This window comes from Rhizobium sp. AN5, assembly GCF_900215255.1.
Lineage (GTDB): Bacteria > Pseudomonadota > Alphaproteobacteria > Rhizobiales > Rhizobiaceae > Agrobacterium > Agrobacterium tumefaciens.
In genome coordinates this window covers 1-20,788 of record NZ_OCMJ01000005.1, presented here as the reverse complement: position 1 = coordinate 20,788, position 20,788 = coordinate 1, and the positions used below count along the sequence as shown (strand labels likewise).

Sequence of the window (20,788 nt, the reverse complement as noted above, 5' to 3'; positions counted from 1 at the left end):
CTCAGTCTATCGCGAAGACTTTTTCCGAGCCTTCGACAATCGGCCACATGCCGGCAGATGAACCGCTGGCGACGTGCACCTTGTCGCCGATCCGCGCGACCTGCTTGCCGCCGTCGCCGCCGAGCTGCACGTTATCGGATTGGACGATGACCTTGGCGGCGGTCACTTTCACAAGCTCGCCTGTCGCCTCGATGACGGCATCGCCGATCTTGATGTGAAGCGGCGTATCGCGGTTTTCGCGGGCGTTCTCGTCGCTATAGGTCGAGAAGTCGATTTGCGCGTCTGCGAGATCGCCGCTTTCCGAAACCACATCCACTTGCTCGCCGATGCTGTAAAGAACATCGACCTTGACGCCACCGCCAGCCAGCGTGCGTGCCTTGATCCACGGCGTCAGGTAGGGTTCTTCGCCCTGCCGGGACAGCTCGACGCGATACTTGCTTTTGTCGTCGCTGATTTCGGCAATCTTGCCCTTGCGGCGACGGTTGCGCTCACGCCGCTCGATATCGGCAATTCGGTAGTTCAGTTCCTCGATATGATGAGCCAGCCAGTCGGCACCTTTCATGGCGCACCTCCATCCGGTAGCGTCAACAGCATGGCGTCGGCTTCGCTGTAGGTCATGCCGTAGCGTCGCATCGCCGCCGTCAGCTCTTCATCATCGCCGGCGATCTGCGCTTTCATGAGCGCGATCTTTTTCTCCATGTCCGGCTCGCGGTGCACCAGGTCGCTTTCGCACTTGGCGAAGAATGCGGCCATCGGCGATTGCGGATTGAGCGGCAAACCGGCGACAGGTTCGGCGACTGCATTGACGGTCATCTTCATCTGATGCGCCGCCAACCGCACGCCACCCGTGTCACCACTGATACGTGCGCGTTGGCATTTCTCGACGCTTATGATGAGGCGCTGGAAAATATTCGCCCATTCATTGTTAGGATCAACAAAGGCATCGGCTATCTGCCGAATGGTCATGTCGAGATAGAATTCAAAGTTGGCATCCGTCGCCGGCAGGCCGGCCATGAGAACTTTTTCTTCCGTCTCCGGATCGGTGACCAGATGCGGCGATGCTACGCCAGCCTCAAAGACGAGATCGACTTCGCCGCTGGCAACCAAAGAGCGCAACGATAGGCCGCTCATCTGCTTGCTATCGTCAGCGTAGACCGCGATGAACTGTTTTTCTTCCGGCGTCTTTAGTTCGCCAGCGGCACTGGTTTCTAGCGCGCCAATCTCGCTATCGAGTACGTTGTCGCCGACGAGCGTCCGGCCTTTCAGGGCTTGAACGGCGCAGATGCGAAGGGCAATACGGACAAGGGACATGGCACCTACCTGTGTCAGGCTTGATTAAGCCCGGCAATCAACCGGGTATGATTACGGTCATCGACCGTGGAAACTTCAAAGACTGGTTCGCCGGGGCGATCCAAGGCGCGTAGCTTGTCTTTCTTGCGAAGGACGATATCGGGATATTCGGTGCGGTCGATGTAGAGAGCCGCCTTACCCGCCGCGATCCGCGAGTGCAGGGACCGGCCGCCGCTGACATCGAGAGGCCCGGCCGTTTCGTCGCCAGTCCGCAGAACCGCCATGATGACCACTTGCGGCCGGTCCGGATCGGCTTTTTCGTTTTTCATGGGAGAGAGGCGAATGCGCTCCGCAAACCTTTGATCCACGCCGGACACAACCGCATCGCGCGCGGCCCGAAAAGAAGAAGAAATCGGCATGGCAATCCCCATGGAATGCGCCCGGCCGCCGCGCTGGCGGCCGGGCATTTGTTGATGATCAGTTGGTCTTGAACTGCACCAGGCAGTCAGGCTGCTTGCAGATGGCAAGCATGTTGGACTGCGACTTCATTTCGAGGCCGGTTCCGTGATCGAGAACCTTTGTCGAGATGAAGATCGAGCCGTCTTCTTCTTCCGTTGGCGCCTGATTGACGCGGTCGATGTGATAGGCCGGGCCGTCATAGGTGCGGAACATGGACTGCGTGCCGGTCGGATAGGCCGTGCCGCTGTTGTCGTCCACGTTCTTGACCGTCGAAACGGTGCCATCGTTGCTCTTGACCGGCAGACCGCCCTTGTATTCGCGGAACAGAATGTCGCCGAATTCGAAGACACGGCCCCAATTGCCGCCGAGGCGCTGACGTTCAAGGTTCGTCTGCGCGGATGCGTTCTGCGCCTGAAGCCAGAACTTTTCGACCTTCGAATGCGAAATCAGCTTGGAGAAGAATTTCGTATCGACCACGGCTTCCACCGCGCCGACCGTTTCGCCCTTGGCATTGCTGATGATGTGGTCGCTGGCTTCTTCGCACTTGGAGCGAACATCCGTAGCGGCCGTGCCAAGCGCGAAATCGATTTCCTTCTTTTCGACGCCGAACGTGTCGTACAGATTGTAGAGCACGCGAAGCTTGCCGTCTTTGATTTCACCGCGGAGCATGCCGAGCCGCAGAAACTCGCGGGTAATCGCGTGGTTCTTGCGGATGATGACAAGCTTGCGCTCAAGTTCGGCATCGAGCGATCGCTCGGTAATTTCGCCGTTGACGACTTCGAGCATGCCGTCGATATCGCCGACAAGGATGTTTTCAAAGTGGGTGAAATGCGGGATCGCAATGATGATGCCGTTCTGGTCATCATCGCCGGCAACTTCACCAGGTGCACCCGGTTCCTGATGCGAAAGAACCACGATCTGGCCTTCGCGGAAGTCGATGCGAACTATGCGCGAACGCTTCGGCTCACTCGGCGCGATGGCCAGCGCATTGAGAAGGCCGAAGGTATTCGGCAGTTTGTTGACCTCGTCAGTGAGTTCAACGTTGGTGTAAGGCAGCAAGATTTCAGGCATTGCCGATTGTTCCTTGTGAAGAAAAAGGCGCAGGACATCGCGTCCCGCGCGTGCAGGCTGAAAGGCCGGCTATTGATGGAAAGGGTGGATCAGGCGCGCAGGATCAGGCCGAGGCGGTCTTCGATATCTGCGATGGCGGCGGCCTGCTGCTCGGCGGTGACGCCAGCGGGCCAGACGATGTTGGCACGGTTGAGAACCGAGAAGCGACGGGAATAGAGCAGACCGTCAACGCGGTCCACGCCGTTTGGCGCTTCGCAGTCCTTCAGGCAGACGCCGTGAACTTTCTGGCTTCCGTCCGTCGCGGCCGGGTCCCATGCGACCAGCTTGCCGAGCTTGTCGCCGGCCGGGGCTTGCTCAGTACCGGCGATACGGCCGATAAGCTGGCCGAGCTTGACCAGGCGGGCAGCGCCGCCAGTACCGCCAAGCAGCGTGCCGACGCCGCGCGAGATTTCGGGATCTACTTCCTTCTTCAGCAGCGTGGACATGCCGGGGGTCTGCTGGAATTTCATAACAGGCAAAGTGCCCATGGTTGTTCCCTTTCGAAAGGAATTGGAGTTTCAGGGGTGGCGCGCGGAGCCGATCAGCTCTTTTTCATTTTGGCGGCGCGGGCATCCATGCGAGCGGACAGACCGCCCTTGGCCTGCGGCTTGCCGTTCGGATCGCGGTTCAAGTCCTGCGCATTCAACATGCGGCGCGGAGGCTGGTATTCGCCGTCGCCGTCGTCCGCTTTCGGCGCGACGGACAGCGTGGCCTTGGCGGCCTCGACGCTGTTGCCGGCATTGAACAGATGTTCCGCCAGCGCTTCACGTCCCTTGGCTTCATCCAGCGCCATGATGTTGGCGCGACGTTCAAGGGCATCTTTCACGGCATCGTTTGCGGATGCGGTCAGATTTGCGACCTGTTCTTTCAGGCCGTTGACTTCCGTTTCAAGCTGCTCGGCGCGCTCTTTATCGGTCATGGTAGTTTCCTTTGGAGGGTTTGGCGTTTGGGTTTTCGGCGGATGGCTGGATGCCATCGACCATTTCTTCGTCTTCGCCAGCGCAACCAGTTTTTTGGGCGCGTGCGCAAACAGGCTGTAATCGAAGGCAGCAACCGGCTTTGCCTTTGCGGTGGCCGTCGCGTCTGCGAAGCCTTCGGCAACAGCTTGATCCGGCGTGAACCAGCGTTCCGCCTTCATGATTTCGCGGCAGTCTTCGACGCTCTGGCCGGACTTGGCCGCATAGACGCGGGCATAGGAGGTCGCCAAGGCTTCCAGCGCCTCGATTGTCTTGCTGTGTTCGCTGGAATTTCCGAAGGTGAAGCCGCTCGGATCATGGATCATCATCACGGAGCCGGCCGTCATGGTGACGGTTGCGCCAGCCATCGCGATCAGCGAACCGGCCGACGCCGCAATGCCCTCGATGACAATGTTCGTTATACCGGGGCGCGCCGAGAACAGCGCGTGGATTGCAGCGCCTTCTGTCGCAACGCCACCGGGCGAATTCAGATGAACGTCAAGTTCGGACTCGCCGTCGATCTGCGAGAGCGCGACGATCACATCCGAGGATGTAAACCCGTCATCATAGTAATATTCGCCGACATAGCCGGTAAGCCGAAGCTTGCCGTCTTCAAGAATTGCAGCCATTTGGGATTACCTCAGTAGGGCCGGAAACGACCGCTGATAGCGTGCCGCCGAATTTTGGGTTTTTCGCCGCGCGCAATCTGGCAATTGCGGAGGGCTTCATTCAAAGCGCGCTGCACCTGGTCGAGCGAGGCGGTGGAATAGCGCATCATGTCTTCACCGAAGCGGCCTTCCGTCATCATCTCGCCGGTAAGCAACGCTTCCTCGACGCGGCGCAGCTTGGCTGCGCGCGCGCACCAATCGATCTTCAGTGGATCGTCATTGTCGGCCATCAAGCGGCTTCCTTTGCTGGATCGCGGTTGCCGACAGCAGCAGCCCCGAGCGGCCCGCCACCCCCGCCTTGCGAGCGGCCAAACGGATGCGGAACGCCTGCGGCCTCAAACATCTTCTTTTCGATGCCGAGCTGTTCGATCTGTTCCTCGCCGTTTTTGCCGGCCAGAGCGCATTCGTCATGGAATGTGGAAATACCGGTTTCCAGACGAATCTTGACGGCAAGAGCCGCCTTGTAGTCATCGGCAGATGGTGCAGCCGGTCCGCTCCATTCAGACTGGTAGACGCTTTCGCGGTCCCGGCTGAAGGCTGCATATCCGCCCTTGAACGGAATGACCTTGCGAAAGATCATTTCATCAAGCCAGCGCTCGAACACGCCCTGAAGGAACGGGGCAACGATCCGCGAACGCCGGCGCATGACGATTGGCCAGATGGTGGCAACGGCCATGCGAACCGACGAATACGAGGCGTTGGAATGATCCATTGCCAGTGCCTCGTATGTGATGCCGAGGCAGCGGGCGATTTCCTTCAGGAGACTTTGGAAGAACGGCAGATATTGCGACCCCGGCGTTGCCGCCGTGTGCATCTCGAAAGTCTCGCCCGGCCCAAGATGATTGATCCGACCAGACTCGGACATCGAAATGCCCTTGTTCTTCAGGGCGTCGATACGATTGCCCCAAACGTCCATCAGGTCTTGCTGAAGGCCGCCAATGTAGCCGTCCCAGTCACCGTCGAAACCTTCGGGCGCGTCCATGTCGGCAAGCGTCTCGATTGCCTTGAAAGCCTCGTCGCTCGGTTCCGGACTTTTGATCGTCGCCGCGAAGATGGTCTGCATCAACGCCGTGGCGAGCGTTGCATCTGCGAGCTGGTCGGATTGGGCGATGACCTTAAGCGCCGGCGCAATGACCGAAATCCCGCGCGGGCTGTTGAGGTTGGCGGCGCGGTCCATGACATGGATAACGTCAGCGCCATCAATAGTCCGATCGGACTCGATACCGTTCTTGCGGACACGGAACTTGTAGCCAATCGCCCGGTTGTGTTCGTCATGGTAGACGCCCTGATCAAGCCCCTCGCTTTCGTTGGTGGTGCGCGGGCAACGATGCGAGGCGAGAACGGAAACCTTCAGGCCGATGGTCAGGCCGAGGCGGCGTTGCACGTCCAGCGGCAGTTGATCGAGAACGGCAAATCCTTCACCCGTGGCAAGGAAGCTCCGCAGAAGCGCTTCCGCCATATCGGCAATCGTGGCCTTGCCGGCGAGATCGCATTCCTTCGGGTTCCACGCAAAGCGCCGCCATGCCCGTTCAACCTTGCGGCACCATGCCGAGGCCTGCTTTTTGGTGTAGCCAAAAGCTTCGAGCTGGGAGCGCAGATTGAGTTTCAGTTCGTCGCCGATGGTATCGGTGATGATCTGTTCAACCGCGCCCGATATCCAGCCGCTGTTTTGCATGAAGTCGAAGGCAAGCGCCGAGGCGCGTTCGGCCGACTCGCGTACATCGAGCCGGGCATCGCGCGTGACGGCGCGGCGCATGGCAAGAGTTCCTGCCGTGTCGCCGCGCAGATACCGCGCTGTCATCTTTCGTGCCATCGGCTTGTTCGCGACCGGGGCAGTTACCCGAACCGAATTCGCCTTGACGCGATGGCGAGGTTTTTCACTCAAGAGTATGACCCCCAACGTTTGCGCTGACGCGACTTTTTGCCGGTTGCTGGCGCTGGTTTCGGTTTTTGCTTGCTGAAGGGGCTTTCGTCGGCCAGGTCGAACAAGTCGTTGATCTGTTCCGGTTCGCCGTGAAGATCACGGATCAAATCGGCCCAGCGGTCCGTTGTCAGCCGGCGCTTGTTTTCGAGGTGCCAAGCCAGCGCGTAGGCGTAAACGGTCACGTCAAACCAGTCATTCTGGCGACCGTGAATCTTCTTCCATTTGCGCCCGGCCTTTGGACTGACCAGCTTTTTCGAGCTGCGCTTCAGGCTTGTTCTCGCCTCTTCGGCCTCATCGACCAGCCGTTCCGCCGTCAGCTCCTCGGCGAATTGAGTGTCGCAAAGGTTGGCAGCAAAATGGATGGTGCCCCGTGGCCACTGTTTATCCTCGCCGACGCCCTGCACCAGGTTGGCGAGAGCGGCGGTAACGGCAGTCTTCACATCGTAGAGGCCGACCGGATAAAGCAGGACTTTCGCAATCACGCGGTTGCGATGATCCTTGATATCCTTCTTTTTCGGCGTTCCGAGCCAAGGCAGGCCGATGGGTTCGCGACCATCGAGAGCAAGCACATTCGGCCGGCCGGCGCAGAACCGGTAAACGCGGTCCGTCGCCCAACCGGTATCGACACCTGAAATGTCCAAGCCCTTTTCTTTACCGCTCGGCGTGACATAGGTCCGCGAGAGCGCGTCAGAAAGCTTGATCCAAGGTTCGTCTGACTTGTCGGGCGATCCCTCGAAAATCTCGCGGTCGATAAGGCAGTGTTGCCCACGCGGGCCGATGGCATAGACACCCCACTTAATGCCGTAGCCTTGAACGTCAGCCGCCGAGACCAGCAAAGCCGCCCATTCGGGAATGATGTTGTTCGGTATGCCTTCTTCGCGGGCCGCCTCTACGATCTTTTCGTGATCGATTTCCTCGCCGCCCGGATCGTATGGCAGCGCCAAATCCTGCTGGTAGAACGTCTTCAGCTTTGTGGTGTTGCCTTCGGCTTCCTTCCAACGCTTCCAGATTTCGGCCCACTTTTCGCGCGGCGCGTAAGCCGCCCAAAGGTGATAGCTCGGTTGCCAGTCTCGGCACCTTCCCTCTAGCGGAGGGCAAAGCCATTTCGGCAGATCGGCCGGCGCTATCGCCACCGGCACAGGATCGTCACCCTCATGGACGCGCCTAGCGATCCAGTGCGCTTTTTCTTCCATCTGGCGCTTGTGGCCATCAAGGATAGGCTCGTTACACTTGATGCAACGCATGTGCACCGGCAGGCCGTGTTCCGTATCGAGACCGCGCATCTGATCGAATTCCAGCGCCTGATAGGTGCTGCAATGCGGACAGGGCATGTAGCGGTAACGCTGGTCGCCAGCCTCGAAATCTTCGGTAATGGCGCACTCGCCAGCGATGCCGGGTGTCGATCCCTGCCATTCCTTGGCAAGATCGCCGTACATTTTCTGACGCGCCCGCGCCTGATCGCGCGGACTGCCGCGCCCGTCAACATCGGCCGGGTAGCCCGTGACTTCGTCCATCGCCAGATACTTGATGGACACCATCTGCAAGCCCTTGGAAGAACCTGCATTGACGATCTGGCAGAAGCCACCGGCATAACGCTTGAACGCGGACGTGCTGCCCTGTTCGTCGCGGCTGTTGACCGGCATCACCTTGTGAGCGATCCGGGGCGATACCTCGATTGTCGGCTGCAATTTGATGCGGTTGAACTTCGTGGCTTCTTCCAGCGTCGGCAGCACGATCATCATCGAGCCGGGCGCTTGATCCACGATGAAGCAAAACCAGTTTTCAATTGCGGTCGATTTGCCGAGCTGGGCCGCCCAGCGGCATGTTACCCGCCGCGCAGGATGATCCGGATGCAGGCAATCTTGCGGTTCGCGCAGATATGGAACGCGGTCCGTAAGGAATTTACCCGGCCACGGCGAACCGGATTCCGGCGATACCCTGCGATATTCGTCAGAAAATTCGCTGATCGTCAGGTCTTCAGTTGGCCGGCTGGCGGCGGCCATCCCGCGAAACAGGACCAATGCGCCATGGGTAAGCTCTGGAAATCGTGCGCGCGCATCGTGAATGGTCACTGTTAAGCCCGCCCTGATTACTCTTGCTGAATGAGTTCACCGCCTTCGGCTTGGCGCTTCAGCGCTTCAAGCTGCTTTGTCACCTGCTCATTGAAGGTCGCCAGACCGAGTTTGGCGAAGCCCTTCAGGGCGAGGCGAACGGTTCGTTCGTCCCAGCCGAACTTGAGCGAGAGCGTTGCGGCTTCCGGCTCGATGGCGCGCTCGAATGCACTTTGCATTAAGGCAACCGCATCGCGCCCGGCTTGATCGACTTCATCAACGGTGGTGAGTTCACCCCGCCGTTTGGCGAGGTCCATTTCCTTCAGCTCGGCGTCGGCGAGCGCTTTGCGCGCGTTGCCATCGGCCTGCGTTTTGTTGCGATTGTTGACGCCACCCGAGGAAGGTGCCGGGCTGGGCGCGCTGCTGAAGAGCGTGCCGGCCGGGGCGGAACGGATGCGAATGTTGCCGGATCGATGTTCGACCAGGGCGATGTAATCGACCTTGTTCGACTTTCCGTCTTCGCGAAGCGGCAACGCTTCGGCGTGCTGCTTGAGGTAGCGAGAGAGCGTCGAGCGGTCCACTTTGTCGCCGGATTGCGTCAGTCGCGCAGCCGCTTCGGTGATGGAAATCCAATCTTCGTCCATCAAATCCATCCGTGCAAGCGTGCGTGCATCGTGCGTGTATGCGTGTACCGCTTTTCGAAAGTGCAACTAGTGAAATCCCGCAGTACCCCAGTCCCGTATGGTCGATTTTCCTCGAATACGGTCCCTAAATGGGGGGGGTGGGGGGGGTGCCGCCCCTCAAAGGGGGCAGGGTCGAAGGGTCACGGGACCAGCTTATCAAGCACCGCCGAAACACGTTGATCGAGCAGCGGAGCGCCGACCCGATGGAAGGCGGCGGCTGTTGCGCCCGTGGACATTTCCGTCGGGATGAAGACACCCGACCGGGCGAAGGTAATCTTGCTGCCCGACGAATTCAGCCGGTAGTAAACGTGCCCGTTGAACTTCGGAACTTCTTTGCGATCAGGGAACAACCCGCCACGCATGAAACTTCCGGGGTAAAGGGTTGCCTTGCCGAATGGCCTCGCGACCACACCAGCCGGCGTTTCCTTCGGCCGAAGATACTTGAGGCGGATGTTTCCGCCCCGCGTGGTCATGTCGTAGATATACCGACCGGGCCGAGCTGCCGCAGGATTGCCAATCGCCTTGACGATAACCTGCCGTGGCAAGCCGGTCTGCTTCGTCAGCTCACGGATAACAACCGTTTTTGAGCGGTTGCCCACCTGGTTGACGATGCGCGGCAGGACTTTCGGGAATTGGGCGTTTAGCGCTTGGAGGCGCTTGCCGTACTTGGCAAGGTTTCTATCGGCCCATCTGATCGTCAGAACACCAGACATGGACGCGCCTCCGGGAAATAAACCCTATACAAACGCAAAAGGCGACCGGGTTAGGGTCGCCTTCTGAAAACATAGCTATCGCACTGACCTTGACTCGATGCCTCAAGAGCGAGGCTGGCAAGGCTGGGTTTCGGACCACCTGTTCCCTGTAACCTTCCGGTTAGCTTTGGCAGCGTCTAGCGCTGGCATATGAGGGTGGCGAATCCGAATTATCCGTTGCCCAAATGACTCTCACACCTTTTTCAGAAATGCAAGAGGCAACGTGACGACGCCGACGCGATCCCCAAAACCGTCAATCCAGACCTTCGCTTTCGGCTCGCGGGAGGCTGTCACCTGCACCACAACGCAACGCTTTCCGGCGAACGGGCCGTGAACGATATCTGCCTTTGTTCCCTGCCCGATGGAGCGATCCACAGGCATGCGGCTGATATCGTTCGTTTCGTAAAGCGCCTTCAATTTGTCCACATCGCTGTCGTGGACAACGTGATAACCCGCTTCGTTACCGACGAAATCGATAACGCCGCTTTGTCTTTTCAAGCCAGCAAAGGCGCGGGCCGATGGCAGGATGCGGACCAGCATGTAACCGGAAAGAACGGAACGTTCGCCTTCGATTTTTACGCCCTTTTTGACCGCCTGAAAGCGTTCGCGAGGCACGTAAAGTTCGACATTCGCCCGCTTCAGGCTTTCTTCAAGAACCAGCTCCTTTGCACTTTCCACCGCCAAGCAATACCATCTTGCATCCTTTGGCCGGTCAGCAAACAGGGACATGACAGCGTCAGCAAGGCGCTGGGACGCTAAACGCTGCCTTCGTGTTGTCTCGGTTTTCTGCCATTGCGATGGCTCATTTTCCGCGCAAGCCACAGCCTGCGCCCCCGATTTCTTTCCCCGCATTCCCGTCAAACCTTGCTAATCTGTGTTTCAAATTCGGTGATAGCGGCCTCAACAGCCGTATCGAGATTGGTTTCATGCGGATCGACAGGCGGAAAGCGCATGCCCATAGGCGGCACCCAAGAGAACCACGGCCAGCAACGGCGCTCGTGCAAACGCCTCCATGCCGCCAACAGATCGCTATCCGGCCCGACCCACTGGAACCGTTCGGAAATCGGCTCCAAGAACGTCGAGCAACGCCAAGGTTCGCGCCGGCGAGCCGCAAAGAGCATGCCTTCAACAACGCTTGCGCAGTAATCCACCAGTTTGTTGCGGCGGATTTCCTCGAAAGACTTTTGGCCCGTGTCGCACATGATTTTTTCGACCGGCGCTAACCGGATTGGCTGGTTCGATGCCGTCAGGAGCATTTCAAGCCAAGTGGCCATCCACAGATTGGAAAACGATTTGGCGGGCACTTTCGCTACCGGCCCGCTGGCAGGTGGCAAGTCTTTCCAAGCCTTCTTCCGTAGGTAGATTGCAGGGCTGTAGGGTTTCACCCTGCCCTCGATCCACTTGAGATACGATGGCGTCAGACGGATGCAGTCCCGACGATCCGCGTCAGTCAGTTTGTCCCATTCCGCTTTTGCCTCGTCACGACTGTAGTCCTCATGGCGCGGCCAAGTCGGTTTCCAACGCTCAAACTCGCGGTTTATCCGCTTTCGCTCTGTCGTCGTCAGTGCGCGCTCGCCCGCGCCTCTTTCTGGAGAGTTAATTGGAGAGGTAAGTGGAGAGTTATTATAGAGGGGGCGCTCTGCCCCCACCTTATGGGGCGCACCGCCCCCAGCTTCGGGGCGCAATTCCCCCACGTCGCCAGCGCCGGCATCGTCATAAGGTGAGGGCATGACGCCACCGCCTTGCTGCAATAATTCTGGATGGCTGTAACCGTCTGGCCAGCGCGCGACATACTTTTTTTGACGCCATTTTTGACCTTTCATGCCGGCGCTTTCTACACGCAACCAGCCCTTTTCTTCGGCGGCGCGCAGATGAAGGCGGATTGTCTTGCGGTCACGCCCGCTCTTTTCGACCAGGTCGCCAATAGGAGGAAAGCAACGGTCGCCCTCGCGGTTCATGAATTCGGAAAGCACGCGCAGAACGTCGCGCGTCGTCGCCGGTAGATCGGAATTGCCGATTGCCCAACGCCAACGCCACATCCGCGATTGCTCCTTTCGTGTCCTGTTTTCGCTCATTTTCTGTCCTTAAACCCCGACATTTGCTCGATTTCACCCTTTCCAGTTTTCGTAAGCGCGGCGCAGATCGAGCCATCGGCCGGCCGCTTGCGCATCGTCATTCAGTTGATTTTTGGATTTGATCGCGAGAACGCTTTTCAGCCGCGTATCGGCCGCAGTTGCTGTCCGCACCAGACCGCCCGCCGTGTTCGCCTCAAGGAAGCGCCAGAACGATGGTTTCTTGACGGTAATTGCGGCATTGGCGGCATAGTTCTTTTCGCGCGCCTTGCGCTCTTCTCGCCCCATCGCACGGCGCAGGGCCGCTATGATCTTACTTGCTCTTTCGCCAACATCGAGAAGCATGCGGGCGACATCGAGGCCCAGCGCGACCAACTCGATTTCGTGCGACAAGGCATCCTTGCTGAAGGTTGCGATGATGGTCGCCTCATCCATGTGGCGAAATGCGACCAGGTGCACCCGCTCATCGTCGGTTTCGACTACCCATTGATCGCCGGCCAGCCGATCCGCGAGGTAGCGTACCCGCTCAACCTTCTTTTGTTCGGCCTGATGGTCTCTCATGCCGCCACCGCTTGCACGGCCAAGTGGTTGCAATTCGCAGCGGCGAGCGCCTTTGCCACGGGCGGGCAAACGCTGTTACCAACACAGGATATCTGCACTTCCTTGGAGAACGGAACCCATTGCGGACCGCCGTTATGGCCGATCCGAGAACGATCATAGTAGCCGTCGATCTTGTAATCAGCCGGGAAGCCTTGCGCAGTGTAAAGCTCGCGAGGCGTCAGCATACGCATCCCGATATCGACAACAACGAATGTCAGGCCGTCGATTTCCAGCGTGACGAACTCACGTTCGTCCCACAGACCATGGGACCGCATAAAATCCGCCACCTGTCGCGCGCGAACTGCTTGCGCTTCCGTGAATGGCGGAATGCCGATTTCCGCCTCAAGATGAGCGTGGCGCGCCTTACAGGTCGCCGTCCGCATCGGCTCATCACCGCGCGAACCCTCGCCAGTCTCGTAATAGGATTGAAGGAACGGCAATATCAGGCGGGTTTTGCCCTGCCCTTCCGGCATTACCGTGCCGCAAGGCTGCATCATGCTATGGCCGGTAGAGGTGCCGAAATCGCGCGCCACGTAAGCGGCTACGAGCTGCTGGTGGCTTCCGGTTTGCGTGAGGGTCGCCAACGGCGCATCCACCGGACGGCCGGGGTTAACCCCGCCAGCGCGCCGGCTATCGTTATTGTGCTGTGCCATGAACGCGCAAATGACGGCATTCTGGTCTTTGCCGCTGGCAGTTATGGTGTGCGCCGGCGTTTTGACAGACCGGCTTGCCCCGCCCTGCTGGGCATACGTCAGGACAGGCGCGACAAGGGCTTTTTCACCGCGCTTAGCGCCCGTGATCGTTCGTGCCGGCTGGCCCAAGTCCTCGACACGTCCGCCATGCGTAAGGTTGACCAGGTACGGCCGACCGGCACGCATTACGAACTTGTCAAAGCCCCGCGCGACCCGTGCCATGGAGTTAGGAGCAAGGGGCCGCTTGGCCTGCACGCCGTGCTTTTCCTTGATTTCTGCTACGGTATTGAAGATCGAGGGGCACGGAATGCTGTAATCGATGCAGTCACCGACGATAGGCCAAGGCAATTTTAGGCCAGCAATAACGTCTGGATCATCCGGACGGCCATGCGTCGGAGCCGGCCACACGATTGGTTGACCGTCAAAACGAATGATAATGAACAGCCGTTTGCGGATCGTCGGTGCGCCAAAATCACACCCCCGCAACTCGCGACTTTCCATTTTGCCGCCGAGTTTGCGAACAGCCTTGCACCATTTGCGATAATCTTGCCCCTTCTTTTCGGGGTCGGGCATCAGGCCGCGCGGCGTCATGATGAGCGGGCCGTAATCCTTGAACTCCTCGACGTTCTCCATCATGACGACATCGACCTTGCCGCCGCTCTTCTGGATGCGTTCGATCCAACCTGGAATAATCCAGCAGAGGTCACGAATATTGCGCTCGACAGGCTTTCCGCCCTTGGCCTTGCTGAAATGCTTGCAGTCAGGCGAAAACCACGCCAACCCGATATGCTTGCCGCGCAGATGGTCTAGCGGGTCGATCTTGTAGACGTTTTCCGAAAGGTGGATTGTGTTCGGGTGGTTTTCCTCATGCAGCTTAAGCGCCAAAGCATTATGATTGATGGCATAGTCTGGCGACCGGCCGAGCGCTTGCTCAATGCCGGTCGAAGCGCCACCGCCACCTGCAAAGCTATCGATGATGTACGGCCCGTTTGGACCGATGGCAGGAGCGACCGCCAGAAGCGTGCTTGCGAAAAGTGCGCCAACATGAGCGTTCATGCCGCCACCTTCCTTGCCTTTTCATCCAGCAATTCCGCATATCGCGCATGAATTTCATCAGGGTACAGAACCGGACTATTGAACCCATACAGACCAGCAACGTTGCGCCGGATGAATGAAAGCTTTTCGGCCTCGTCATTTGTCAGCATGCGCAAAGGCCAGCCTTTGACGTATTTCATTTCGGGGGTGATATGCCCCTCAAGTTCACGCCTCACATCGGCAAGCCGCTTGGCTGCGGCCAGTCGCCGGGAAAGATCGATATCCAATAAGAGCGGGGCAACATCACCCAACCAGCGCGCGCCTTGAAACGCAAAACCACTATCAGCCTCAAGAGCGACCATCCGGCGATAGAGGTCATGGCTTTCAGGTTGAGCGGAGGCCGCCGCCAAATCCGACACATTTGACATGATGCAGAAGCGGCAGGACACGCGGCCCATACCAAACTCACGATATGCAGGGTGCGGACGCAATCCGCTGGCATCAATAGCCGCAAATACCTCTTCTTCGGTCCAATCAAGAATAGGACGCCAATTCCACACCCTGCCCTTGGCATCACCGTCGAATACCGCCATCCGCGAGCGATTGCGGCTTTCAGCGCGGCGGATTCCGGTTACGTTTATGATTTCTTGATCTGGATAACGCTTTTTCAGGTCAGCGATGATGACGTGGGTTTTCAGCTCCGAGGTGCAAAACCGCATGTCTGGCGTTGACCAGCACGGAACAAGGGTAACGGTTGAAAGCAGCTCATAGCGAACTTTGCTAGACACCCAACGGCTTTCCCAACGCTCCATCAACCCGCCAGCCTTGCGACGAACCACAACGAGGTCACACCGCAGATGGTCTGCAAGTTCTTCGCAAATCGGGTGACTATCGTTCCACTCAACCAACCCGAGATCGGCATGGATCAGGATGCGAGGGCCAGCATGACCGATAGCGTCCAGATGGCGGAAAGTAGCCAAAGCCGCTGCCTGGCTGTCCTTACCACCTGATACACCTATGGCGACCGGACAATCTCTGGCAATCAGCGCATCAATCTCAACAGCACGCGAGACGTACATTATGTCGCCTCGCTTTCCGGCGTTCCGGCCTGATTACCCCAAAAGTCCCACATGCCATTCAGGCGGATATCACCCTCGGCAAGACTTTCTTTGCGCTGGAAAAGCTCAAGTTTGCGCAGCCCCGGCCATTGCCTATCAATCTGCTCTGCGAACCACACCGGCTTGCGGCTATGTTCGGTCTTTTTTTCGGCATAGAGGCTGGGGGGCTGCATTCCCATCAACGGGGCGATTGAAATAGGTCCGCGCTTTCCGATCAGGATTTTTTCGTGCCGATCACGCACATGGCGACCCATGCCAATATCTATCTTATCCCAAATGATCTCAGTGACGAATTCGAAGCCCCAAGCCTCCATCACTTCAAGAGCGTGCTTCGTGCGATTAGCGGTCGCCCATAACCACAATTCAGCAGACTGTGTTGCAGGGCTTTTATCGCCAGCACAAAGCGCCTTGATTTCCTCAAGTGACATCGCAGGGTACTTCAGCCCCTTGTCTTGCCCCGTTTCATCGCTCCAAGCCTCTTGCTGCCAAGGTGGATCGGCGTAGATAATTGGATAGGCAGCGCGAGGCATTTCGACCGTTGATCTTTTGCCCTGATCTGAAATCAGCCCAACCATTCGCAATCTGGCCTCGCGATTACTGGCCTGCTGCGCTGTTCGAATTTGCTTGCTTTCAGCGGCTATAGCCTTGTCCGAGGCGATTAGATCGCGGGCAAACCGCTCCTGTGCTTCCGGCGTGGCAAGGCGCTTTAATTGATCCAGCGTCACACCTTTGTCGTGCCGCGTGCCTCGTAATGTTTGCAAGGCGACCCTTGATATCTTTTCACCACGCTCAACATCACGTTGAATCGTTCGTTCTTTTTGACCGATGGCGTCCGCTGTTGCGGCGGTGAAGCGTTGAGCTTCCAAAGTAGCTTCGCCAATTTGGCGAACCTTCGCACGGCCATTTCCTGTCGCGCCATTCGCCGTTTCCGGGTGCTTGATAAGATACAGCTCCTTACGTCGCGCGAGGAACAGCGCCCGATCTGCGGCCGTCAGATCGGCGCGGATCAGGTTTTCATCAATCTCCCAAAGCTCGCAGTCCGTTTCGTCGCCCAGCTCATGAAAGCAAAGAATGGTGGACATTCCCAGCCGCGCGCAGGCTTCCAGCCTATGCCCACCGGCACTCAAACGAACGGTGACATCATCCTCTTTTCCGAAGACGGTTATCGGGGTTTTCAAGCCATCACGCTTTATCGAATCCATAAAGGAAACGACTTTCGCTTCATCGAGATTTCGCAGACGGTTGCCCACGACAATCTTGCCGATGGTTCGGGCTATCGCGATCTTCTTCTTCGGTTCCGGAATCATATCGAAGGCTCCGTCCGCACGTAGTTACCGTGATCCGAAGCCTTCAGCTTTTCGCCGACGCGCTTGCCCGTCACGCCCCGCGCAAGCATCTTTTCGGCCGCTTGCGGGTGAAACTGGAAAGCCGCACCAGATATGGCGCGGCGAGCATCGACAGGGAGAGCATCGAAACGCCGCATCGTCGCGGCCTTTTCTGGATTGGGGGGAGGAAGCCGGTCCGGACCGTCCATCAGTCAACCCTCACGATGGCATCGAGGTAGCGCCGGCCGCTATCCTTCAGATAGACGCGAGCTGGCCCGGCCTTCGGTTCTTCGATCCGGCAATACCCCGCTTCTGTGCAGGCTTTGGCGCGGTCACGGTCATAGACGCGAATAAGGTTTATCTTTCCGCCCGCCACATCACGAAGCATGAAGAGAAACTGCTGATCCAGCCGGCTAAGCGGCTTTAGAAAGAGTTGTGTGGCAGGCGATGAACGGGCGGGCTTCATTCGTCACCGCCGATCAACATCTCGGCGACCTTCGCCAAGTGCTGCTTTGCCAGACCAACAACCTTGAGGCCCGCCTTTTTCTCAGCGGCGGTTAGATGGCCGTCCGAAAGGGCCGATGCCAGCTCACGAACAACATCGTCGAGTACACCGTCAAGGCGCAACAGACCCATGGGGCAGAGGCTGACTTCCGCCGCGCCGCCATCATCTTTCACCAGCGAATAACCAGCTTCACGCGCTAACGTAGTGAGGATGAATGGATGCGCCGAACGGCGATCAAGATCGAGAGCCAGATCGACGCGGATGAAGCTTGAAGCCCATTGCGGGTCCGGCGAGGCGTATTTTGTAAGAACAGGACTGCCAACGCCGATGATCTTCGCGGCCGAGGTGACGCCGCCGACAGCATCATAAGCCGCCTGTGTGTTGGCCTTGAGGGCCGCTTCGGTAATCTTGGAAATTGAACGCACTTAGAGACCCCACAAAAGCAAGGAAATTAAATTTGGAAATGATTCCGTGAATGCCGTTCGCGGACGGCGTAATCAGGTGACAGCTACAGAGTTACGGAGATCACCCGATGCGAAGCAAAGTCAGAAACCCGCGCCAGAGCAGCAGTGAGATTGCGCCCCGGCGCGGGCCGCAGCAGGCCGGGAGGAATGGCCACGCAATTGAAACGGACGCCGCGAAGATGTGCGGACATCTTCGCGGCTGGCTGATGCACTGTAGGACTTATCGGCACCAGATCGGTGTATTCAGTTATCATCTATCGCCACCAGCAGCCCGGTTGAATTTATTGAAGTAGCGAACGAGGTCACTTGCTGAAACCTCCCTGCCGGTAGCGTCCTCGATTAGCTCGATGTGCTGCGGACGCGGAAACGCGCGGCAAGACTCCCACTTTGAAACCATACCCTTTGACGCATTCACCAGCCGCCCGAAGGCGTACAGGGAGAGATTGCGCTCGCGGCGATATTTACAAATAGGATGTTCCATGGATTCGAACATGTATCGAAATTCGACACAAAAGCAAGCGGCAAGCGTGTCCAACAAAGAAACATACATTGGTTTCTTTTTTAGATACAAAATGGGCATGCGAGAATGGATCAAAAAAGCGATCACTTATAAAACCGGCGATGGTTACGGGTCGCAAACGGCTGTCGTGACGTTGCTGGCTGAAAACTGCGGCTGGACGCCAACTCGCGGCAAGCTGAACAAGCTGATTTCAGGCCGGCAAGAGCTAAGCGCATCAGATATGTACGACATATCTTTAGTCACGGGATATCCGGTTCCGCCTTCCAGAACAGGCGACGAAAATCTGGACGCCTTTCTCGAACTCTATAACCGCACGCCTGAAAAGCACCGCAAAACGGCGCTTGACGCAGCTATGGTGTATATGAAGGCATCGGTTGATTAGCAGGGCTTCCAGTCCTCACAAGCATCACGAAGGCCATGTCTTCGTGAATGTTTACACTCCACGATCCGCCGTAGTTTTCCGCTAGTTCCTGCCGCAATTTGTCGGCGTATACCAGGTGGCCTTTTCGAGGAGCAGGCTCGGGCCGGGACGCCGCGCCCACCATGCACATTGCCGCGACACCAACGGGTGCCTTCAACAAGTTTCTTCGAGTATTCTCTTGCATTCCTATCCCCTAAAACTCGGGGTTAAGATGGAACAAAATGAGAACATAGACAAGGAAAAAATTCCTTGTTCACAACCTAGTGTGGTTTTCATCGCAAAAATTCCATGAGAAATATGATTACAATTAGAGCGTCCTAAGAAATCAAATACATAGCCGAATTGCACAATAAGTTTCGTAAAAGGATACATTTTACATTGACGAATGTATCAAATTAAGAGACATGATTGCTCCATCACGAACCGTTGAAACCCTCGCGGTCGGGATTTCCCGGATGGGCGGCGTTCCCTCGAAATGAACATTGCCGCCCATCCTTCAACATTAGGATGGATCGGCAAGCATGGCATCGCACCGCATAGACCAGAAGAAGAAAGCCAGCGTCATCAGCAAGATGGCGCAGTACATGATTGACAATCCGGACAACTGCACCCGCGAAACTCTCTTGCTGCAGTTCACCCAGGAAGAGGTTGACACCTGCCACGCGGACGCACGAGCCGAGGCCAACAGTCGCCAGAATCGCGAAGCGGCCTAACGTCCCTTCCGGTTTCCGCACCTTCGCCTGCGCAGGCTGGTGCGGCTTCCCGAAGAGACGGACAGGGCGACAAGCGATGACAGATACGACAGAACCAAAGTTTGGCCTCGGCGGATTTCAGGCCAAGTACCTTCACCCGCTGCATTCCTTTGTGAAATACGCTCGCGAGGTTCACCCCTTCCATCTGATGTACGGAAGCATCAGGCTTGAACCGGCCGACATTGGCGGCGTCTACATCATCGCATTAACCGGCCACGCCACCGCCATCATCCACGATCCAGAGGGCTTCATAGAAGCGCCGGCTACGCTCGACATTCCGGATGCCGCCTTTGCCGCCGCCAAGGGTGTTGCGCTTCCACCCATGACCTATTGGGGTGAGGAGTATGCGGTGACCGTGCCGGAATGGCTTCAGCCCGGCATGGTCTACGTCTATTCGGCCGGCATGCACATCAGCCCGAAAATGCGCAATCCAGCATGGGCCGAGCAGAATGGCGAGTTTCAGCCTGCCCTTTATTCCGCCCCGTGCAGCGTGCGGGATCATACGCGCGGGCTGGACTACCGGCTGATGCCGACAAAAGCAGCCATGGACTGGCGCGCACTGCTCGCCGCCAGCCAGATCACTTATCCGTCGATCTGCTTTAATCCGGTTGTGCCGGCACTTTTCAATCCGCTGATTGAGGTGCTGGTAAACGATCATCCAAAAGCCATTCTTGTTCATTGCCCTCGCAAAGCCGACAAGACGGATGCGCAAATGTTCATTCTTCAGATGACGGATTGCCCGGAGTTCATTGGCGTCTGGATGGGTTTCAAGCCGGCCGAGGCAAGCACAATTCCGGAACATTTCCTGACCCAGCCGAAGGCAAACCAAGCAGCCGAGGCCGCCGAAGGATGAGCGCCAGTCCCAGCCCCAGCCGCAAGCCTAAATCCCTTTTCCGCGTCACCTATCGCGACGGCGCGACGGTCACGACAACCGCCACCGATTCAGTTTTGGCTGGTTTGCAGGCCGAGCGCCAGCGCCCCGGCGCTATCAAGAGCATCAAGTTTTTGAAGAAGGTTTCCCATGGCTGACAGCACCAACATTTCGTGGGCGGATATGACGTTCAATCCTTGGATCGGCTGCACCCGCATCGCGCCGGCATGTGATGGCTGTTACGCCGCCCACCTGATGGAAACCCGCATGCACCGCGCCGAGTGGGGCGGGCCGGGCAAAGGCAACGGCACCCGCGCGCGCACCAGCGCCGCCAACTGGCGCAAGCCGCTGGCATGGAACGCCACGGCCGCCAAGGAAGGCACGCGCCCCTTTGTGTTCTGCGCCTCGCTGGCTGACGTGTTCGATAACGCCATTCCCGAAGAATGGCGCCGGGATCTATTCGACCTTATCCGCGCCACCCCGCACCTTGTCTGGTTGCTTCTGACGAAGCGCCCTATGA

General features: G+C 57.9%; 25 protein-coding genes. 5 read left to right on the top strand and 20 right to left on the bottom strand.

Annotation, left to right across the window (positions count from 1 at the left end; all coding sequences use genetic code 11):
• Position 1: 1 nt before the first annotated feature.
• The 20 genes from CRP02_RS26855 to CRP02_RS26755 all read right to left on the bottom strand — a co-directional run bounded on the left by CRP02_RS26855 (position 2) and on the right by CRP02_RS26755 (position 17,665).
• Positions 2-562, bottom strand: coding sequence for a phage baseplate assembly protein V (locus tag CRP02_RS26855; RefSeq protein ID WP_097172968.1), 561 nt, complete (start codon positions 560-562; stop codon positions 2-4).
• On the bottom strand, positions 559-1,311 hold the full coding sequence (locus CRP02_RS26850) for a hypothetical protein (RefSeq protein ID WP_097172967.1): 753 nt from the start codon (positions 1,309-1,311) through the stop codon (positions 559-561). Before CRP02_RS26850 ends, CRP02_RS26855 begins: the two co-directional genes overlap by 4 nt.
• Before the next feature lie 14 nt (positions 1,312-1,325).
• Complete coding sequence (locus CRP02_RS26845) at positions 1,326-1,709, bottom strand: hypothetical protein (RefSeq protein WP_143539341.1); 384 nt, start codon at positions 1,707-1,709, stop codon at positions 1,326-1,328.
• Positions 1,710-1,767: 58 nt separating this feature from the next.
• Positions 1,768-2,820, bottom strand: coding sequence for a major capsid protein (locus tag CRP02_RS26840; RefSeq protein ID WP_097172965.1), 1,053 nt, complete (start codon positions 2,818-2,820; stop codon positions 1,768-1,770).
• Positions 2,821-2,909: 89 nt separating this feature from the next.
• The gene (locus CRP02_RS26835; protein WP_097172964.1) at positions 2,910-3,347 is read right to left on the bottom strand and encodes a head decoration protein; all 438 of its coding nucleotides are present in this window, start codon (positions 3,345-3,347) and stop codon (positions 2,910-2,912) included.
• A gap of 53 nt (positions 3,348-3,400) precedes the next feature.
• Positions 3,401-4,444 (bottom strand): head maturation protease, ClpP-related, encoded by a 1,044-nt coding sequence (locus CRP02_RS26830; protein ID WP_097172963.1) that lies wholly within the window; start codon positions 4,442-4,444, stop codon positions 3,401-3,403.
• Between the two features lie 11 nt (positions 4,445-4,455).
• The gene (locus CRP02_RS26825) at positions 4,456-4,713 is read right to left on the bottom strand and encodes a hypothetical protein (RefSeq protein WP_080823777.1); all 258 of its coding nucleotides are present in this window, start codon (positions 4,711-4,713) and stop codon (positions 4,456-4,458) included.
• Entirely contained in the window at positions 4,713-6,368 is a 1,656-nt protein-coding gene (locus CRP02_RS26820; protein ID WP_323455397.1) for a phage portal protein, read from the bottom strand. The genes CRP02_RS26825 and CRP02_RS26820 overlap by 1 nt, the downstream gene beginning before the upstream one ends.
• Entirely contained in the window at positions 6,365-8,479 is a 2,115-nt protein-coding gene (locus CRP02_RS26815) for a phage terminase large subunit family protein (protein WP_179784179.1), read from the bottom strand. The genes CRP02_RS26820 and CRP02_RS26815 overlap by 4 nt, the downstream gene beginning before the upstream one ends.
• A 17-nt stretch (positions 8,480-8,496) precedes the next feature.
• Positions 8,497-9,102: a hypothetical protein gene (locus tag CRP02_RS26810; RefSeq protein WP_323455396.1), complete on the bottom strand. Its 606-nt coding sequence runs from the start codon at positions 9,100-9,102 to the stop codon at positions 8,497-8,499.
• 179 nt (positions 9,103-9,281) lie between these two features.
• Positions 9,282-9,854 (bottom strand): hypothetical protein, encoded by a 573-nt coding sequence (locus CRP02_RS26805; RefSeq protein WP_097172960.1) that lies wholly within the window; start codon positions 9,852-9,854, stop codon positions 9,282-9,284.
• 231 nt (positions 9,855-10,085) lie between these two features.
• On the bottom strand, positions 10,086-10,577 hold the full coding sequence (gene nusG, locus CRP02_RS26800; protein ID WP_179784178.1) for a transcription termination/antitermination protein NusG: 492 nt from the start codon (positions 10,575-10,577) through the stop codon (positions 10,086-10,088).
• Positions 10,578-10,750: 173 nt separating this feature from the next.
• On the bottom strand, positions 10,751-11,968 hold the full coding sequence (locus CRP02_RS27360) for a helix-turn-helix domain-containing protein (protein ID WP_143539340.1): 1,218 nt from the start codon (positions 11,966-11,968) through the stop codon (positions 10,751-10,753).
• Between the two features lie 33 nt (positions 11,969-12,001).
• Positions 12,002-12,526, bottom strand: a complete 525-nt coding sequence (locus CRP02_RS26785; RefSeq protein ID WP_097172956.1) for a hypothetical protein — start codon at positions 12,524-12,526, stop codon at positions 12,002-12,004.
• Complete coding sequence (locus tag CRP02_RS26780) at positions 12,523-14,313, bottom strand: DNA cytosine methyltransferase (RefSeq protein WP_097172955.1); 1,791 nt, start codon at positions 14,311-14,313, stop codon at positions 12,523-12,525. The genes CRP02_RS26785 and CRP02_RS26780 overlap by 4 nt, the downstream gene beginning before the upstream one ends.
• Complete coding sequence (locus tag CRP02_RS26775; RefSeq protein WP_097172954.1) at positions 14,310-15,371, bottom strand: phosphoadenosine phosphosulfate reductase family protein; 1,062 nt, start codon at positions 15,369-15,371, stop codon at positions 14,310-14,312. Before CRP02_RS26775 ends, CRP02_RS26780 begins: the two co-directional genes overlap by 4 nt.
• On the bottom strand, positions 15,371-16,717 hold the full coding sequence (locus tag CRP02_RS26770) for an MT-A70 family methyltransferase (protein ID WP_097172953.1): 1,347 nt from the start codon (positions 16,715-16,717) through the stop codon (positions 15,371-15,373). Before CRP02_RS26770 ends, CRP02_RS26775 begins: the two co-directional genes overlap by 1 nt.
• Complete coding sequence (locus CRP02_RS26765) at positions 16,714-16,944, bottom strand: DUF6525 family protein (protein ID WP_097172952.1); 231 nt, start codon at positions 16,942-16,944, stop codon at positions 16,714-16,716. The genes CRP02_RS26770 and CRP02_RS26765 overlap by 4 nt, the downstream gene beginning before the upstream one ends.
• Positions 16,944-17,201: a hypothetical protein gene (locus tag CRP02_RS26760; protein ID WP_097172951.1), complete on the bottom strand. Its 258-nt coding sequence runs from the start codon at positions 17,199-17,201 to the stop codon at positions 16,944-16,946. The genes CRP02_RS26765 and CRP02_RS26760 overlap by 1 nt, the downstream gene beginning before the upstream one ends.
• Complete coding sequence (locus tag CRP02_RS26755; protein WP_179784177.1) at positions 17,198-17,665, bottom strand: hypothetical protein; 468 nt, start codon at positions 17,663-17,665, stop codon at positions 17,198-17,200. Before CRP02_RS26755 ends, CRP02_RS26760 begins: the two co-directional genes overlap by 4 nt.
• Before the next feature lie 518 nt (positions 17,666-18,183).
• Here CRP02_RS26755 and CRP02_RS26750 point away from each other — a divergent pair.
• The 5 genes from CRP02_RS26750 to CRP02_RS26730 all read left to right on the top strand — a co-directional run.
• A complete protein-coding gene (locus CRP02_RS26750; RefSeq protein WP_097172950.1) occupies positions 18,184-18,606 on the top strand; it encodes a hypothetical protein in 423 nt (140 codons plus the stop codon).
• Positions 18,607-19,166: 560 nt separating this feature from the next.
• Positions 19,167-19,358, top strand: coding sequence for a hypothetical protein (locus tag CRP02_RS26745; protein WP_097172949.1), 192 nt, complete (start codon positions 19,167-19,169; stop codon positions 19,356-19,358).
• Between the two features lie 76 nt (positions 19,359-19,434).
• Positions 19,435-20,250 (top strand): hypothetical protein, encoded by an 816-nt coding sequence (locus tag CRP02_RS26740; protein ID WP_097172948.1) that lies wholly within the window; start codon positions 19,435-19,437, stop codon positions 20,248-20,250.
• Positions 20,247-20,426 carry a hypothetical protein gene (locus tag CRP02_RS26735; RefSeq protein WP_097172947.1) on the top strand — a complete coding sequence of 60 codons (180 nt, stop codon included), beginning with the start codon at positions 20,247-20,249 and terminating at the stop codon, positions 20,424-20,426. Before CRP02_RS26740 ends, CRP02_RS26735 begins: the two co-directional genes overlap by 4 nt.
• Positions 20,419-20,788: DUF5131 family protein (locus CRP02_RS26730; protein WP_143539339.1), on the top strand; the 370-nt coding region annotated here is incomplete at its 3' end. The genes CRP02_RS26735 and CRP02_RS26730, both read left to right, overlap by 8 nt.

Coding starts and splice junctions, on each gene's coding strand:
- CRP02_RS26775 (WP_097172954.1), bottom strand. CDS start 15,371: ATGTACGTCTCGCGTGCTGTTGAGATTGATGCGCTGATTGCCAGAGAT.
- CRP02_RS26770 (WP_097172953.1), bottom strand. CDS start 16,717: ATGATTCCGGAACCGAAGAAGAAGATCGCGATAGCCCGAACCATCGGC.
- CRP02_RS26750 (WP_097172950.1), top strand. CDS start 18,184: ATGGATTCGAACATGTATCGAAATTCGACACAAAAGCAAGCGGCAAGC.
- CRP02_RS26805 (WP_097172960.1), bottom strand. CDS start 9,854: ATGTCTGGTGTTCTGACGATCAGATGGGCCGATAGAAACCTTGCCAAG.
- CRP02_RS27360 (WP_143539340.1), bottom strand. CDS start 11,968: ATGAGCGAAAACAGGACACGAAAGGAGCAATCGCGGATGTGGCGTTGG.
- CRP02_RS26855 (WP_097172968.1), bottom strand. CDS start 562: ATGAAAGGTGCCGACTGGCTGGCTCATCATATCGAGGAACTGAACTAC.
- CRP02_RS26745 (WP_097172949.1), top strand. CDS start 19,167: ATGGCATCGCACCGCATAGACCAGAAGAAGAAAGCCAGCGTCATCAGC.
- CRP02_RS26850 (WP_097172967.1), bottom strand. CDS start 1,311: ATGTCCCTTGTCCGTATTGCCCTTCGCATCTGCGCCGTTCAAGCCCTG.
- CRP02_RS26760 (WP_097172951.1), bottom strand. CDS start 17,201: ATGAAGCCCGCCCGTTCATCGCCTGCCACACAACTCTTTCTAAAGCCG.
- CRP02_RS26785 (WP_097172956.1), bottom strand. CDS start 12,526: ATGAGAGACCATCAGGCCGAACAAAAGAAGGTTGAGCGGGTACGCTAC.
- CRP02_RS26780 (WP_097172955.1), bottom strand. CDS start 14,313: ATGAACGCTCATGTTGGCGCACTTTTCGCAAGCACGCTTCTGGCGGTC.
- CRP02_RS26845 (WP_143539341.1), bottom strand. CDS start 1,709: ATGCCGATTTCTTCTTCTTTTCGGGCCGCGCGCGATGCGGTTGTGTCC.
- CRP02_RS26735 (WP_097172947.1), top strand. CDS start 20,247: ATGAGCGCCAGTCCCAGCCCCAGCCGCAAGCCTAAATCCCTTTTCCGC.
- CRP02_RS26830 (WP_097172963.1), bottom strand. CDS start 4,444: ATGGCTGCAATTCTTGAAGACGGCAAGCTTCGGCTTACCGGCTATGTC.
- CRP02_RS26825 (WP_080823777.1), bottom strand. CDS start 4,713: ATGGCCGACAATGACGATCCACTGAAGATCGATTGGTGCGCGCGCGCA.
- CRP02_RS26810 (WP_323455396.1), bottom strand. CDS start 9,102: ATGGACGAAGATTGGATTTCCATCACCGAAGCGGCTGCGCGACTGACG.
- CRP02_RS26765 (WP_097172952.1), bottom strand. CDS start 16,944: ATGGACGGTCCGGACCGGCTTCCTCCCCCCAATCCAGAAAAGGCCGCG.
- CRP02_RS26835 (WP_097172964.1), bottom strand. CDS start 3,347: ATGGGCACTTTGCCTGTTATGAAATTCCAGCAGACCCCCGGCATGTCC.
- CRP02_RS26740 (WP_097172948.1), top strand. CDS start 19,435: ATGACAGATACGACAGAACCAAAGTTTGGCCTCGGCGGATTTCAGGCC.
- CRP02_RS26840 (WP_097172965.1), bottom strand. CDS start 2,820: ATGCCTGAAATCTTGCTGCCTTACACCAACGTTGAACTCACTGACGAG.